Annotated in this window: 14 protein-coding genes; 1 reads left to right on the top strand and 13 read right to left on the bottom strand. The window is 52.5% G+C overall.

The genetic code is table 11. From position 1 onward, the window contains the following. The 8 genes from YWE_RS0119220 to YWE_RS31760 all read right to left on the bottom strand — a co-directional run. Positions 1 to 1,684, bottom strand: a 1,684-nt coding sequence (locus YWE_RS0119220; protein ID WP_029095989.1) for an ESPR-type extended signal peptide-containing protein, incomplete at its 3' end; no start/stop codon positions are given. Between the two features lie 199 nt (positions 1,685 to 1,883). Further along, positions 1,884 to 2,108: an IS1/IS1595 family N-terminal zinc-binding domain-containing protein gene (locus tag YWE_RS32025; protein ID WP_428829282.1), complete on the bottom strand. Its 225-nt coding sequence runs from the start codon at positions 2,106 to 2,108 to the stop codon at positions 1,884 to 1,886. A gap of 152 nt (positions 2,109 to 2,260) precedes the next feature. Then, positions 2,261 to 2,671, bottom strand: a complete 411-nt coding sequence (locus YWE_RS0119225; RefSeq protein WP_029095990.1) for a hypothetical protein — start codon at positions 2,669 to 2,671, stop codon at positions 2,261 to 2,263. Positions 2,672 to 2,768: 97 nt separating this feature from the next. Next, a complete protein-coding gene (locus tag YWE_RS0119230; RefSeq protein WP_029095991.1) occupies positions 2,769 to 3,005 on the bottom strand; it encodes a hypothetical protein in 237 nt (78 codons plus the stop codon). A 43-nt stretch (positions 3,006 to 3,048) separates the two neighbouring features. Beyond that, entirely contained in the window at positions 3,049 to 4,113 is a 1,065-nt protein-coding gene (locus tag YWE_RS0119235; RefSeq protein WP_029095992.1) for a hypothetical protein, read from the bottom strand. Between the two features lie 133 nt (positions 4,114 to 4,246). Beyond that, a complete protein-coding gene (locus YWE_RS27890) occupies positions 4,247 to 4,462 on the bottom strand; it encodes an ANR family transcriptional regulator (RefSeq protein WP_036016564.1) in 216 nt (71 codons plus the stop codon). A 102-nt stretch (positions 4,463 to 4,564) separates the two neighbouring features. Further along, on the bottom strand, positions 4,565 to 5,701 hold the full coding sequence (locus YWE_RS30560) for a hypothetical protein (protein ID WP_127526426.1): 1,137 nt from the start codon (positions 5,699 to 5,701) through the stop codon (positions 4,565 to 4,567). Between the two features lie 180 nt (positions 5,702 to 5,881). Then, positions 5,882 to 6,601, bottom strand: a complete 720-nt coding sequence (locus tag YWE_RS31760; RefSeq protein ID WP_345917568.1) for a hypothetical protein — start codon at positions 6,599 to 6,601, stop codon at positions 5,882 to 5,884. Here YWE_RS31760 and YWE_RS30570 point away from each other — a divergent pair. Further along, complete coding sequence (locus YWE_RS30570; protein ID WP_127526425.1) at positions 6,582 to 7,136, top strand: hypothetical protein; 555 nt, start codon at positions 6,582 to 6,584, stop codon at positions 7,134 to 7,136. The genes YWE_RS31760 and YWE_RS30570 overlap by 20 nt on opposite strands. Before the next feature lie 228 nt (positions 7,137 to 7,364). On the opposite strand, the gene YWE_RS0119260 is transcribed toward YWE_RS30570, so the two are convergent. From YWE_RS0119260 to YWE_RS0119285, 5 genes are all read right to left on the bottom strand, one after another. Further along, complete coding sequence (locus YWE_RS0119260) at positions 7,365 to 8,276, bottom strand: SinI family autotransporter-associated protein (protein ID WP_051323445.1); 912 nt, start codon at positions 8,274 to 8,276, stop codon at positions 7,365 to 7,367. A gap of 295 nt (positions 8,277 to 8,571) precedes the next feature. Further along, complete coding sequence (locus tag YWE_RS0119265; RefSeq protein ID WP_227659924.1) at positions 8,572 to 9,543, bottom strand: SinI family autotransporter-associated protein; 972 nt, start codon at positions 9,541 to 9,543, stop codon at positions 8,572 to 8,574. A gap of 222 nt (positions 9,544 to 9,765) precedes the next feature. Next, on the bottom strand, positions 9,766 to 12,036 hold the full coding sequence (locus YWE_RS0119270; RefSeq protein ID WP_029095998.1) for an inverse autotransporter beta domain-containing protein: 2,271 nt from the start codon (positions 12,034 to 12,036) through the stop codon (positions 9,766 to 9,768). A 1,343-nt stretch (positions 12,037 to 13,379) separates the two neighbouring features. Next, positions 13,380 to 14,588, bottom strand: a complete 1,209-nt coding sequence (locus YWE_RS29160) for a glycosyltransferase family 4 protein (protein ID WP_051323446.1) — start codon at positions 14,586 to 14,588, stop codon at positions 13,380 to 13,382. A 412-nt stretch (positions 14,589 to 15,000) separates the two neighbouring features. Beyond that, on the bottom strand, positions 15,001 to 15,735 hold a 735-nt coding region (locus YWE_RS0119285), incomplete at its 5' end, for a hypothetical protein (protein WP_029096000.1).

The following is a 15,735-nucleotide window of genomic DNA, read 5'->3' on the forward strand; positions in this document are numbered from 1 at the left end:
TTAAATCACCCAGGCCGTTGTTAGTACCACCACCGTTCAGCGTACCGTTATCCACCGTCACCGTAGTATCACCGGTACTGCCTGCGCCGTTCTCTACGCCGCCTTCAACCGTTCCGCCGTTAACAACATCAATCACTAACTCACCGGCACCGTTATTGGTGCCACTGCCGTTCAGGGTACCGTTGTCGACCGTCACGTTGGTATTGCCATTACTGCCAGCACTGTTGGTAATGTCACCATCAATGGTCGCGCCATCGGTGATATTGCCATTGACCGTACCACCGGTGGTGCTGTTGTTCACCAAGTCACCAGTCACAGTCGAGTCACTGCCTCCGGCATTGATGGTTAAATCACCTGAACCGTTGTTAGTTCCGCCACCACTCAGGGTACCGTTATCGATGGCAAAATTAAGATCACCCGTACTATTGTTAACTAAGTCACCATTTAGAACAGCACCATCAACAAGACCACCATTAATAGTACTGCTGCCATTGTTTTCAATATTGCCACTGACCGCGGTATCTGCGCCCGACAGGGCTATATTCATGATGGCATCATTGCCAGTTTTGATAGCCGCACCACCATTGTTGGCGGTAATGGTGGCACCATCATTCACAACAATATTGCTCACGCCACCATCTTGATGAATACCAGAACCATTTTGACTGACTAAATCACCACCAGTGATAGTGACGGTGTTTGCTGCAGAAGCAGTACCTCCGCTTAGGGATATCGCGTCACCCTGGCTATCCACATCCGTGTCAGTTAAGGTTAATTGACCATTACCAACTACAATGACACCAATAGCACCCGCCCCCGTAGTGGTAATCGTGCTATTCGTTAGGTCTATAATGGAATCAGAGCTGACAGTGGCACCGTTGAAATTGCTAACAATATCAACAGAAGAACCAATGATGGTACCAGTGCCAGCATATAGCCCCCTACCTTCATTAGCAGTGATAGTAGATCGACCATTAGTATCATTAATAATGACCGTCCCTCCACCTTGAGTGACAATAGCAGTAGGCCTACCACCAGCATCCGCTACCCCTGTCGTCCTCACATTCACATGGTCTAACGTTAATAGACCGTTAGTGCCAGTAGACTGAACGCCATATGCAATAGAATTACCATGGGTTGTGATGGTGGTATTATTGATACTATTGCCCGTAGTATTGCCCGCAACCACACCAATTGCAGCCAGCCCCGATACATCGACAATCGAGTGGTTAATATTAAATACCCCACCATTTTGAGACACCACCCCCCGACCGCTACTAGTCGAGCTATTTATGATGTTAACGCCATTCATCGTGGCGGAAGAACCCACGCCATCAATCAGCACCCCATTATTGGAATTAATATTGATATCGGGACTGCTCTCGGTGCCATTAGCGATGAGTGTTCCACCACCCGAAACATTAATTCCTGCCGCATTGGTGACGTTAATGGCGCTACCCGCATCGAGGGTTTCTGTGATGCCAGTGCCCACATTTAAGGTTGTACTTTGGTTAATCAGTGCCGCCTCTGCGCGCTCAGGCAGACCGGCCATCGCTGTCATCGCCACGGCAACCGTTATTACCGTCGCGACTGACGACGACTTAACTTTACCCTTAGCCAGCTCCGAGGTCACAACACACTGTCCCGTCGCGCGATTAAATACCGTTTTGTAAATCTTATTCATAGCAAAATACATCCTATTAACGTTAATGACATATAAATAACAAAGAGACTGTTGAATCAGCATTATTATTCGTTTGATAACCCTGCCTTATCTCATTGCGGCTTCCCTAATGACCTATATGCCCCCAGCGTGCGGGTATAAAACACCCATCCGTCATGGGGCAGTCTATCGAGCTGGTATCACCTTGCGTCTTGTCCCCTTATTCTGCGGGGACACTAGACACCCGATGGATAAAATAAATATATTTGGCCTGAAAGGTTCGTCGACAATCACAACACCGGTAGCGCTGGAGGCGACTACGGGCAGTCCCGTGTTTACGCACCACGGTCGCCTTGTTGCAGTGCGGACACGCCGGCAGTTTTTTATAGTAATCAAACATCGCCACACACCTTCTTATTGTTGACCCGGCAACCAGGCCAGTCATCGAGGGGCAAGCACCCACAAATGCCGCACCACTCAACCGGATAGCTCAGGTCGATAACCCCTTCATGCCATCATCCTTTTCTGCTTTTCTGTTTTTCACGCTAACGCAGGCCAATCCCCCAAACAGACAACCACCCCATCTCAGCAGTAACGTCACGCCAGGGAACGCCTTTCACTCAGTCGTCCCTCAATGTCAATGTGCTGACGCTCTCGACTCAAATGCAGGAGGCCACCCTCCGTCATTGGCGTCCCGCAGGCCCATGACTGCAAGAAAATCAACCGGTCCATCACATCGGTATGACGCCGCACCTGACGACTTAATCGATGGGCAACAATAAAAGCCCCCACCGAGACCCCAAAAAATACCGCCAACAATCCCAGCCCCAGTCCATAGATACCGCCCCAGACCCCACTCAGTACCAGAGAAAGTAACAGTATGACCACGCCTGCCCGGTCAATCCGGTTTAACGCATCAACCCTGACCCGGTGATAATCGACATCCCGGCCAATCTCAGCCAACAACGCCTGCCATGCCTGACCCACTGACTCAGTCTTCACAACCATGACGCGCTCTCCTCACACACCGTCACCCCAAGGCAATATCACCGCATTGAGTGACCCACGAGAAAGCCTCACCGCCATACAGCTTGTCAGCGTCATGTCAGGCCTTAATGAGCTTTCGAAAACTGATGACGTAATAATGGTTATAGTCAGTTTTACGCCCCAACAAGCCTGACGTTTTTTCAATACCGATAACATCCACCCGATGAAACTCCCACCCCTGGTAAGCCCACTCATTAACCACATTCTCCAGATACTCTGCAGCCAGACCGCTTCGGTTGTCTTTGGCCTTGACAGTAATCGTCGGGGGAACCTGAACCATTTTGTACCTGTACATCACTGCTATCCTTGTAACGGCTTAGACCGGCATTCCGGGGGTATTATCTGACCAGGTCACTCATTGCACTGATAAGGGCATTCTGATGAGCACCACTTATCTCCCCGGCCAGTACAACAGCCAAATCACTGTCGGTTATCCCCATCGCCTTGGTCACCTGACGCGGAGTTTCACCCACCTTGATGTCCAGCACTAACGTATGAGTGGCTATCTGAGGGGTGCCGTTGGTTGGCACCGCCCAGGTGATAATTTCTTTCACATCAATAAGCCCGATAGGCTGCTTGAGCTTATCCAGCATGGCGCGGGCAACATCAGCCTGACGTTCTGCACTGGCGATATCGGTCTGGTAGCGCTGGTCAACGGTTGACTCACACTCACTCAGCCCCAACGCAACTTCCTCGGGCGTCAGGACAATGGCCAAGACAAATAAAATCGGCGCCTGACAGGCATCGAGATTATGGGTGTCCGTCGCTAACCCCGATGCCGCCACAACCTGCGTGACCGCTTTCAAGGCCGCTTTCGCGGCAGTCACGCGAGACTTCGTTTTCTGGGTGGTCGAGAGATAAGCCTGGCCTTCAGGGCTGGCGAAGTACGCATTCACTGCATCCAGACGCAATGTGCGTGCCGGAGAGTCCTTAATCAGCGCCTTATAACGCGCCAAGTCGCCGCTGGACTGAAGTTCTTCAAATACCCAGCGGGCGGTAGACAGCGTCTGCCGGGGATGTTCGCTTGTTTTTTTATCCAGCGCAGCGATTTTCAATTTTTCACTGTCCGCCAAACGGCGCTGATGACGCTCCACCCAGTCCGTCCACTGAGAGGAAAATAACGCCTGAGTCTGTGTAGCAGACAGGGTGCACTGGTACTCAACCGTAGCCGGCTGCGTTGAGGCTGCACTGCTGTTATCCCGAGTGTCCATTTGCGACCAGACGGTTTTGTCACAGGCAGGTCGTTTATCCAGTGCCTCACCCAGCGTCATCTTGGTATTGGCTGACGCCGTGACCAATGCGGGCAAGGGTAGGGAGCGGACGATTGTCAGGTGACTGTTGTTATCACAGGCAGTCAACAGCAACGCCGACACCACCAGAAAAGGGGTTATGTTGATTTGCAATCTACTGTCCTTATATTGGGTTTTCTCATCGTCTGGCCCGGTGGTTACACGGCAGGTCTGATGCCGTTCGCTTGCTATTGGTTATCTGTTAGCACGTCATGGGCTGAGGGTCAGTACTAACTCTCCGTCACGATCAAGTCAGCCCTCGCCTCGTCTGCGCACAACGATGACGACACGCCTCAGCCCTAGCCGTTGCCCACGCCCGGTTCTCCGGGAATTTAGCCATATAGGCGGCCTGCTCCCACTGAGTAATCGCCTCAACCCAATCGTGGGCCCGCTCTTTTTCCGCCGCAACGCGAGCTAATTCGCTATAGTTGCTCCCTGACCAAGTCAATACACGCTGTGACATCATGCTTACCTTGAAAAAACGCTGAATATCAGCACCGGCACGATGTCACTCCGGACATCGGCCCTCACTCAAAAATCGGCACCCCAACTTCAGGGCGAAACATCACTGCAGTGAACGAACGCAGGTCACGAGGTGCTGACTGCTGTCAGGCACCCAGTAGAAGCTCCCGCCCACCAGCCCCACCATCTCTCGGGTGGCTCCCTGAGTCTTTGCACCCCAGTAGTTATCCAGTTGCCAACCGGAACGGTAGAGCGCCATCGGCCCCCATTCATTCCACAGCTTGCCATTAGCCTCTCGTAATGAAGGCGTACTCGATGTGGTGGCTGTCATCATGGACGCCTCAGGTACGGCAAAGCCATTCCCCTGAGATTGGCACCACGCGGTGGCGGCTGCGCTCGCCATTTTTTCTGCTTTGGCATTGATAAACCAACGGTTAATCGTGAAGCTGGTGACCAGCGGCACCGCCTCACTGCTGGCCAGTGTGGCTGTCAGAGTCACTGTTCGGGTCTGTGGTGTTGGCATCGCCGTAAAGGTGACCGCACCGGTGTTGTCGACACTCACCCAGGGCTGGCTACTGCGCCACTGGTACTGAGCGTTAGCCTGTGGGTCACGACCATCAATCACCACCTGAAACGTTGCACCAACAAAGCCGGTCTGCGGGAAACTAACATCCGCCGAAAAGGTCTTGCCGCTCACCAATATCGTGGACGCAGCCCTGAGGTCTCTTATCGCAGATATGTCGAGGGTCGCGGATACCGTGGAGGAAGGGTCTAAATCATCAACCCGGGTCGATGGCCCAATGAGCTCTGCGGGAGCAGGGGTCGCCGATAGGTCATTGTGCACCACGACGGGTGTAGTCGGCGCGCCAACATCCGGCGGCTTTGGAATGTCCGCAACCGGCGCGAGTGTTGGTGTCGATACGGATACAGGCGTTGTCGGTGTAACCGCAATCGAAACAGGCGGCGCAGGCACAACCGCAACGGACGTCGAGGCCGGAGTTACCGGTATGGACTGTGTCGAGCCAGGCAACTGAGTTTGCGCAACGGCGGGGGCAGCCTCAGGTGGAGTCAGTACAACCTGACGTGGAGGAGACGGGACTTGCCCTGCCAGTCCACAAGAGGAGCCCATAGCAATAAGTAGAGCCGAGACAGCTCGGAATAAAGGCGTAAATCGCATCACACCATTCAGTGTCATGGAAGCTGTTTTGAGGGAAGCATCGGCTTTATCTATTTGATTCATTATCTATTTCGTCGCCTTTTGTTAATTACCGGCATTCAGTTGGTGTCCATGCGCTCCTAATGTGGACGCACCGGTTAATAAAAACCTTCATCACAAGGCCATTGCGCACGATACGGCACCCAGACCACCGGTAAAATTCCTACTTCGCGGTAGGTTATCATTGACTATCCCATACAACGGCTAAAGTGATCTTGCGCACGCCATGTTGTAACCCCCGGAGCTTAGACTGATGGCCTCAGTTCTTCCCGATGCCAGTCCGACCACGTATCTGTAGCCACTCCCATCTACGTCGCTTGCGACGTGCGCCTGGTAAGCCCCGTCCAGAAATCCGGCCCCGGTATAATCTGCTGTCACCATGCTGCCCCACTCATCCCACAGCGCCCCGACGGCACGAGGGCCGCCCGCTGATCCGGTGGCTGATGGGCCCGTCATCTGCCTGTGGTGCGGCACAACATACCCCGGTTTCGTGGCGCACCATGCGTCTGCGTCCGCGGGGCGCCCGACTGTCGGCGTATTGTTGATGAACCACGTTCCGACCCTGAATGAGAATGTCGATGCCGGCCCCCCACGTTTGTCGGTAATAGCGATATTGACCGTTTGTGCAGTCGAGGGAACGCCGGTGAATTTCACGACGCCCGTTGTGGCGTTAACCGTGACCCACGGTGCAGACGCGTCAGCGGCGAACGTGTAATTGCTGTTACTAGCCGTGCTGGTCCCGTCCATCCAGAACTGGAATTGCGCCTGACTAAAGCCGGTTTGTGGGAATCCCGAGTTTATTGCAAAACTAGCCCCATTCACCCGCACTGTCGGAGCTACCGGCACGACGAGCGAGTATGTGGCACTGCTGAGCGGTTGCGGACCACTGGTTGTCGGGGCTCCGGTGAGCGACGAAACCGTCACCGGAGCGCTGGCTGATACGGTCAATGTTTTGCCTGAAAAGTTCGCGCTGAATGACTCTGCTAACTGGTCGGAAGTTAGACCTATGCCGTTGTACGTCCAGACCCACGTGACCGCCGCCGTATCCAGGGATGAGCTTAATCCAGTATCACCGTCCAGGTCTTGCAAAGTCAGAACAGAGGTAGAGACCTTAAAATCGCTGGGCTTCATCGCGGCATTAACCACTGCATTATTGGTTACCGACGTCGCCCCATCAGGAAACAGCACACTCAGAGTCCCGGTCGCCGTCGGCGCACGCCCCTCAATGGTCCCCGTACTCGGACTCAACTTGGCATTAACCCCAACACTCCCCATCATCAATGTCAGGACCCCAAGTACACATGACACGCTGGCTGCGGTTTTTGTTATTCTTAATTTCATGCCCTTACCCCTTGCTGCTCATCGTGAGTCATACGCGAACACCACATACTCGCTCCCTGAAATTCCTGTCAGTCTGCAACACGCTGCATCCCGAATAACCAATAGCCCAAACCGATAGGTTCGCCCTGTCACCTTGGGCTATTGTTCATCACACCCCAGTGATGACCGATTGCGGATACCCATCCCGTCATTCGACCACCAAAAGACATCACTCACACCACCTTATTGCTCAGGCAGCACAGTGCGTGTTATGCACTGACCTGCCCTTGCCTGTCATCCGGCTGTTTGTCTCGCTAAAGACAAACAACCTTATCGCGCAGCGTCCCTGCCACGCCCTTCACTCTGCTTACGGTTTAGACACGTAATCCACGGCCAGACCAAAGCCCTGCACACCGTCATCCGATGTCGAGATAACCTTACCGGCCGTGTTGGTCGGTACAATCAGGTTCGCATCCGGGTTCCACAATGTGGCTGGAGCGGCTGTATTGGTGGTCGCACTGGTACCTGTTAGCTTCCACTTGTAGTTAACGGTACTGGTCAGGTCAGTCGTACCATCCGAGGCGTACAAGTTAAACGCATAGGTTGAACCGACTTTCAGTTTCGTCGCCGTACCAATCAGGTTGGTACCATCACCACCGACCAGCGTAATCTTCGGTACCAAGCCAGTACCTGGCTCAATTGGTTTATCCGGAACATCGGTTTCCCCGCCCGGCTCACCACCCGGCTCACCGCCAGGCCCCGGACCAAAACTACCCGGCTTAGCCACGTCGTTATAGGTAATCACGCGACCCGTTCTCAGGTCACCCGTCAGCGACTGCTCCGTGATAATCGCTTTAATAATGCCCCCCACCGCGCCATCAGGAATGATGACCGCACTGCGCCCTTCACCACCGGACGCATTCGGTGCCAGCGTATTGGTTGGCGTGATAGCCACAGCGGTACCCGTACCGTTGGACGGAACGTAGTACCACTCCACCGTGGTCGTGGAGTCATCCGTATCACCATCACTGTCGGTGTACTTATAGACCATCGTGATGGTGTCACCGGTGGTCGGTGCCAGTGGATTAGCACCATTGGTTTCAAAGTTCACCGAGTGAGCGCTGCTGGTGGACGGCGAACTCAGTACCGGGACTTCACCCCGGATAGTCCCGGTAGAACCGGTCACCGCGGCATAAACGCTGGTCATCGTGCCCGCAGCAATCATCATCGCCAGAGCGACCCGCTTTAACGTGAAGGTACGCGTCTTCATTGTCTTCATCTTTTACTTTCCTTATCAGTCCTTTATGCACAATACTATGCGGTTGTTTTTACGGTTAATGACTACCCGTGGCATAACGTTTACATCGATGTTGCCTGTCCTTTTTTCTTGCCCTTTCTTTGTTTTGTCTTCGTTCTTGCTTTGTTTTAGCTTTGTTTTATCTTTGTTATTTTATTTTTTCCTTGCCCTACCCTTGCCTTTCTTTTTTTGCGTCGTCTTGCCTTGCCTCATTGATTGACCCTGCCGTCATCGCAAGGCCGTCGCCGCTATCTCTGGCCCCAATAACGCGACCCGCTTACTCAAATACCACTTTCAGACTAAATCCTTGGTCACCGGATGGCGCCCCGGCACTTGATGCACTGTTCACCGGCACCGTATAACGGTCAGCCGTCACCCCCGTGGCGTGATTGGTTAACGTCATCGAGGTCCCGCCGCCCGCCGCCGTCGCATTATTGCCCTCCAGCGTCCAGGTCATCGTACGCAACAGCGGTGTCACGTCCTCTTCACCCGCATCCCAGATGCCGTTGTCGTTGGTGTCACGCCAAGTCCGGAACAGGTACGTCTCACCAACGGTTGGATTGTTGCCCGTGGTGCGGGAGTAGTCCGTAGCCCCACTGCCAGCACTCGGGTTATCCGCCAGTCGGTATATGCCACCCATAATGTCAGTGGTCCCCGACCCCATCACTATCGGCCCAGACGGGGTTGGTGTCCCCCCGCCACCGCCTGACGCAGTCCCTTTACTGGTATCCAGCACAATGATGGCCTGCTGACCTCGAAGCGGAATGCCCGTCTTCGACTGCTCCCAGATTTCCACTTTAATCACCGCCGCGCCTAACGCCTGAGACGGAATAATGATGGTCGAAGTCCCCGGAGCCGCCCCTACAGCGGGCACATTACTGGTCGGGATTATCGTGATATCCGCCCCACCGCCCACCGGGGTATACCGCCACACCACGGTGGACAAGGAATCGTCTGCATCCCCATCAGTGTCATCATGGCGATAAGTCAATACCACCGTATCCCCGGTCGACATCACGTCGGGACGCGCATAAGTGCCACTGAAATCCACGGCATGGTTATGATTATTGGATGGCGCGACCAAAATGGGCACCGCACCACTCACTGCTACTGTGGTGGGGGTGCTGTCTGCCCAGGCTGACCCGACCAGACTCAGGGCCATCAATACCCCTATAGCCACCGTCGTCAGCGCGGCTATAGGCGGGGCCTGATGTGATACTGTGCGTTGTGTGATGTGTTGCGTTTTCATGTTCTATCCCTGTATTCCTCACAGACCCGCGCCGACATCTGTGCGTGTGTGTCTGCTTGCGCTTGCCAGTATTATCGGCACGACCTGCTGTGCCGGTCTGACTCAGTAATGCCGCTTATCGGCCTGGTTTTCTCTGCGAAGCGTTGAGCCAACTGACCCAGAGGGTGGCCTGATGGAGAGTGCCAGTCACCCCGACGCCCTCTACACCCCGCGACATCAGCCTCAGAAATTCACCTTCAGACCAAAACCCTGGTCACCGCACACCACACCGCTGTTACTGTTGGCGTTAGTCCGTGGTGTAAAGGTGTATCCGGTCACGCCGGTATCATGGTCAGTCAGCGTCACGCTACAGCCCGCACTGTTCGCCCCATCCAGCGCCCAGTGCAGTGTCTCTGGCGCAAATGTCTGGGTAATGTCGTCATTAGCCGCATTAAACAACTTCACCGTATAGGTCACGCCCACCACCGGACTGGTCCGCGCCACCAGAATGTCCTTGCCGTCCGGGTCCAGAATTTCAGCCCGTAATGCCGATTGCTTGCTAAAGACCATCTCCCGAGGCGCGGTTTTACCATAACGCCCCAGGTCCGCGACGACGCTAAAACGCCCCACCAGAGTACTCACCACTTCTCGGATGTAATACGTCACCCCATCACGCACCTCGGTACGGTCACTCTTGATGCTCACGCATGGCTGGAGAGTATTTTGGGCATCGGTGGTACAGATATCATTGACCGTCAGCACCGCCCCGGTATCCAGGTTAGTCACTATCCAGGTCGGCTTTAACAAGGCCGGGTCATTAATCACCACGCCTTCGTGGTTAGTGACATAGGTCACCAGTTGAATGGCATCGGCGCCCAGACCTGAGGCTTGCTTGCTGGCACTGCCTTCAACATCCAGCTTACTCTGGCGCTGCTGCCCGACGACCACCTCAACCTCATTAGAGGTCACTTGCTTGCCTTTCTCATTGGTTAAGGTGACCGACAACCGGTAACGGTTGGTCGCAGTGGGTGAGGAGTCCCAGGTTGGTAAGGTAATCTGCCACCCATCCGGATTGGTATTGCCCGCCGTCGGCGTCATGGCCAGCGGGATAATGTCCCCGTTCCAGTTCACCGCGGTTATCTTGTATTTGCTGCGAACCAGCGGGTGCATCAGGTAGATGTCGCCCTCCAGCAAGTCTGTCGGCACAGCAGCCAAATCAACCTCGAGCACACCGGCCTTCTCTTTGTATTCCAGAACGATGTCGTAATTACGGTCAACCATATCGTAACGACTGCCTCTCAGACTGCGAGCGACCGCCACCTGCTCCGGGTCAAGCTGTTTGTCCAGCGACGTCCCCAGCTGATAACTCAATACCAGGTCCGCTTTCTCTTCATTCTTGCCGTTCTGGCCTTCTTTGTGACTCAGCTTCAGGGTCACTAACGGCACAGGGGTATAATCCACGCCCACGGTGACCGCATGTGGGTCTTCCTGAAGGTTTTCTTTACCAAACAGTGCCACTTCATCGCCGAAGTATTGCTCGTATACCACCGATGCCCCCAAGTGCGGGTAAGACGGCAGGTAGCCCTGAGCGCGGACATCGTAGCCCTCGGCAGGACGTTCTAAATAATCATCAAAGTCTTTGGAGTCTTTCCAGGAAGACAGTGGGTGATAATAGTTGGCCGCGAACTTCAGGTTATCGGTCCACAGCTCACCGCCCACACCGCCCCGGGTATGATTACGGCTGATATCTTGGTCCAGGAAGGTATTTCCTCCCCACATCCAGTCACCTTCATCAAAGCGCACACCCACTCCCAGATTGCCGATAGTTCGACCATCCTGACCGTGAATGCCCACCTGTGAGAAAATCAGCATGCTGTCGGTGTCATACCAAGGCGACAACAACGACCCCGAACTGCCTTTGAGGCTACCTTTGTCATCCACAGTGATGTTGACTTGAGCCTTACCAAATTGACCCAGAAAATCCCGAGCCTGCTGCTGGACCGGATTCAACACTTCGGCTTTCGCTTTGTTTTTTGCCCAGCTTTCGGCTTGATTTTGCACCTGGTCGCCAGTCATGTTGTTCCAGTCCTGACCACCCACTGACTGAGCGGCGCCAGCCGCTTTCATTTCCAGCGCCGAGGCGGGCATCCGGCCATCCTTATCGGCCTTCGGTAATGGGTCATTACCCATCCCTAATTCCGGCAGGTTATTCACGTACAGACCCGTATTATCCACCACTGGCAACAACGGAGAGTTGGCGGGCAACAACAGGCTCTCACCGGCCTTCATCGCTTCACGGCGGTCAATTCCACCGTGATTCAGGGCCCGTAACTCTGCGACGCTCACGCCGCTTTGCAAAGCCAGTTGATACACACTGCTGTCGGTGGGGACGGTATAAAGACGGGAAGTGGGTGCCGGTGCAGGAGCTGCATGCCCCACACTCTCGGTCGCCATGACACCTTCGCACCCCATCCACAATAAGGCGATAATCGAAAGACGCATTGTTATTTTCATTATTCCATTCCCTTGCGCCGAACGCGCTGTCCTGATGACATCACTGATATAAGAAAGTTGAGCTACCCTGCCAACGTTAATATTCCAACCACCTAATCTGCCCACACAAAAACAATGTCGACTGAGGTTGGTTAAATGAAAACAAAATAAAAAAACACGCTAATAACACCACTCATCACGCTAAATCGTGATGGACCTATCAATTTAATATAATGAATACTGAATTTATCATCACCCTAAGTGATTAATCATTTTTCGTTGCAATGAAACCAATGAGCAACGTATTTAATGTAAAGTTAATTAATGAAACCAACGAATCCATCGTCATGTAAATTTAAAAAATGGAATGGTTATACACTCAGTCGAATCATTTATGGGGATTATACACAAGAGGAGTTGGTAAGCAATATCGATCGCAATACGCGCTTTATCGACAGATTAATCCATAAAGACTAATAAAAACGGATATTATAAGCACAATAAACTAACGCGGTTAATTAATGCAATCTAGAAGATCGATAACTGATCAATAATCAGCATTTAAATTCAATATATGCCATTTAATTTACATCACTGATTTGTTATAAAATCCGGAGGAAAAGAATGTAGTTGTGACATATATCAATAAGACGAGGGTATCTTTATTCATTTATTTATTTGATGAGCGACATTAATTGAATGCTCGATAGAAATGAATGCATGAATAATTAAAAAAATATACAAACACACAACAATTTCAACGACAATAATCAACAATTAAAATAATAATAATCTCGCCATTTTACTGTGTATTAATTTACATACTTTATCATTCAATAATGAATTAAAAAGAAGACTGTAATCTCAATACAATGAATGTGAATAGATAAATGAAGGGATAAAATATTATTTCATTTTACGGATTGTCAGTGATGCTCACTCCCCATATCCCTATTTGTCATGGGGAAACACCGCCAACCGAGAGAGTCAGGCTAACCGAAGGGCACACACCCGGCTCATCTTATTGGGCTCTCGAGCCACGCATCGCATCAGGGACAACCGCATCCCGTCAAAGACATGAATACCGTAAGGGATTCAGAGGGTCTAACGTTGTTACGTAAAGCGTGAGTATGGGATACAGACAAGGATTGATAACCAACTAAAACAGTAGGTTATTCCGCGTGCGATGGTGCAAGAATAATCTGATTGACTCACTTTCTATCGAAAGCGATACTCATTGGGTAGAGACGATATCTCGCAATGATAACAATCAGTCTTCCGCTCTACAATTTTCTCCCTATTTGCATTCTGTGCCTCCCCGTGCCGGACCTCATGGCGGGGACCTTTTTTCCGCCCCGCATGCCTCAATCGGTTGACGACATTATCTGGGTATACACTTGGTGTGTCTGCGCTATCATTGATTCAATCCCAAACTCCCGTTCGGCCTTACACCGAGCCTGTTGTTTCATTTGGGTTAACTGAGTTGGACTCAGCGCACTCATCTCGAGTAACAGCGCCGCCAATGCTGTTTCATCCCCGACCGGTGTGACCCAACCATCCATACCCGGCGTGATATTCTCCGGCAAGCCACCAAAATCACTGACGATAACCGGCAGGCCCGCTGACATCATCTCTCGACACGCAAAGCTGATGGTTTCCACCGCATCGGACAGCACAAACCCGATATCTGCGTTTAACAAGGTGCGGTACGGCTCAGACATAAAGCCCGTGAAGGTCACCTGTTCCGGCAACCAATCCCCCCGACAGCGCTCAAGACGCGTCGCGATATCCGGTAACGTGCCGACAATCGTCACCGTAAAGCGATGGCGAACAGATTCAGGTAATAACTTGAGGGCATTAATCAGATAGTGCCAGCCTTTATACCCTGACGTTCCCGCAATACTGACCAGCCGAATCTGGGCTGATGGGATGACGGTGACCGGTGGTCGCCAGTAGTCGGTATCGACCCCATTACGGATGACCACAATCTTATCGGACTGAACCGAAAACCCAATGGACTGATAAATCGACTGGCTGACAAAAATAATCGCGTGATTGGCCTTGAGAAAGCGCCATTGGGATATCGGCCCCCGAACAGGAAACCCGTTATGCTTAGTAAAGACGTGCTTGAAGTGTCTGCGGCTCAATAACCGGGCATAGCTCACCAGACGATTATCGGCCGACCCGTTGGTGTGGATAATATCAATCTGGTGCTCCGCTATTATCGTCAGTAACCGCCGGAGTTGGGTAACAAGATGCACGCTCTGGCTCAACCTCCCCGGAAAATCCAACGCCAGCACATTGGCCACGTTATCCCGCGTTAGCGACCGATACAAATAACTACTTTTTGGACAGGCCACATAAGTCCGATGCGTAGACTGTTTAAGCAAGGTTCGGATGTACACATCATGACCACCGCCACCGGCGACATGAAAATTGGTATAGAGGATATTCATCATTTCTCTCATGCGATGCGTAGGGCTGACAGCCTGATGAGACGGTGCCAATAGCATAGCTGACGCGGCTTTCAGCCTCCAATTGGTTTGGACGATCAATATTGGAAGTTCCATCATTTCAAACGATCAATCCCTGTTAAAAAACCTGCTAAATTGGCGTTCTTTATGATTGACCAATGAAGGTTAAGTACCATGACGCTNTCTATCCATGTGCCCATTATTCGCAATAACAGCGAAGGTTTAGCCTCAACCAACCCACTGGCGTTAATGCTGACTCAGGAAGCCGCGTTGGATTATCTGCTCAAGCATGCGCGAATGTGTCATCCGAATGAGGCGCTGACTTACCGCATCGCGCGGTATGACCTATTAGAAGAGCTGGCCTGCTTTACCTATACTGGACAGACCCACTATCAGCTTGTGTTGATTGATGGCCTGCCGGGCACTCTGGAAGCCATCGTGCGGCAGTGAACCCATATCACTGTAGTGAGCAGTCAGCCCGTGAGCCTGAGATATCTCTGGGCCTAATGATTTACCCCCTCACCGGTGGATAACTCAACCACGTTGAATAGAACGCGAAAAACAGATATTCCTCAACCGGGCCCTGTAACGCCGGATGGTGAACCAGATAGCTCGACATCAACACGCTGAGCGTGACCGCAGATTGCCCGAATACGGTATCAATATCTCCCCTCAATAACGCATGAAAGCAGACTAAGGCAAAACGTTCCCGCGCTGAAGCCTCCATCAGCGTGGCCGATAATTGAGCGAACCTGCGCTGTAGCGCCGTCAGCCCCAAACGACGGCACTCGTCATTGAGCAGTTCAACGAAGACGGTCGTTTGAGACGGGTGACCCTCAGGCCTTTTTATCGGTGTTATCGGACAATATCCGCTATACGCGAGGCGTCGTGGCCGCGGGCAGAGTTTACCTTCACTTATCAGCGCGTGAATAATGAGCTCAGGCACGATCATCCCCATGAGGCGGGTCCCTTCTGCCCGACCGACCTCGTCAGGCCACTCACAGAGCCCAACCTTCGCCCAACGGCGTAATCGGTTCACGTCAGGTTCTAAACGGATGGCCGCATCCGTATATTGATTGAGTCGGCGTTGAGCCTCTGTTTTTAATCCCAATAGTTGACTTAATGCTACTGGGTCAATAAGACGGTTCTGTCGGGCCGTGTCATGCCTGAAAGCATACAGGTGGCAAACTTGCGGGCACACTGATGCCGGCACATCCGTAATGAATGATGATGTCATAATAGTCTC

This window comes from Budvicia aquatica DSM 5075 = ATCC 35567 (genome assembly GCF_000427805.1).
GTDB classification, from domain to species: Bacteria; Pseudomonadota; Gammaproteobacteria; order Enterobacterales; family Enterobacteriaceae; genus Budvicia; species Budvicia aquatica.

Bases quoted from the DNA above. Each gene is read 5' to 3' on its own strand.
- YWE_RS32025 (WP_428829282.1), bottom strand. From the start codon at position 2,108: ATGACTGGCCTGGTTGCCGGGTCAACAATAAGAAGGTGTGTGGCGATG.
- YWE_RS0119225 (WP_029095990.1), bottom strand. From the start codon at position 2,671: ATGGTTGTGAAGACTGAGTCAGTGGGTCAGGCATGGCAGGCGTTGTTG.
- YWE_RS0119230 (WP_029095991.1), bottom strand. From the start codon at position 3,005: ATGTACAGGTACAAAATGGTTCAGGTTCCCCCGACGATTACTGTCAAG.
- YWE_RS27890 (WP_036016564.1), bottom strand. From the start codon at position 4,462: ATGTCACAGCGTGTATTGACTTGGTCAGGGAGCAACTATAGCGAATTA.
- YWE_RS30560 (WP_127526426.1), bottom strand. From the start codon at position 5,701: ATGAATCAAATAGATAAAGCCGATGCTTCCCTCAAAACAGCTTCCATG.
- YWE_RS0119260 (WP_051323445.1), bottom strand. From the start codon at position 8,276: ATGAAGACAATGAAGACGCGTACCTTCACGTTAAAGCGGGTCGCTCTG.
- YWE_RS0119265 (WP_227659924.1), bottom strand. From the start codon at position 9,543: ATGAAAACGCAACACATCACACAACGCACAGTATCACATCAGGCCCCG.
- YWE_RS0119270 (WP_029095998.1), bottom strand. From the start codon at position 12,036: ATGAAAATAACAATGCGTCTTTCGATTATCGCCTTATTGTGGATGGGG.
- YWE_RS29160 (WP_051323446.1), bottom strand. From the start codon at position 14,588: ATGATGGAACTTCCAATATTGATCGTCCAAACCAATTGGAGGCTGAAA.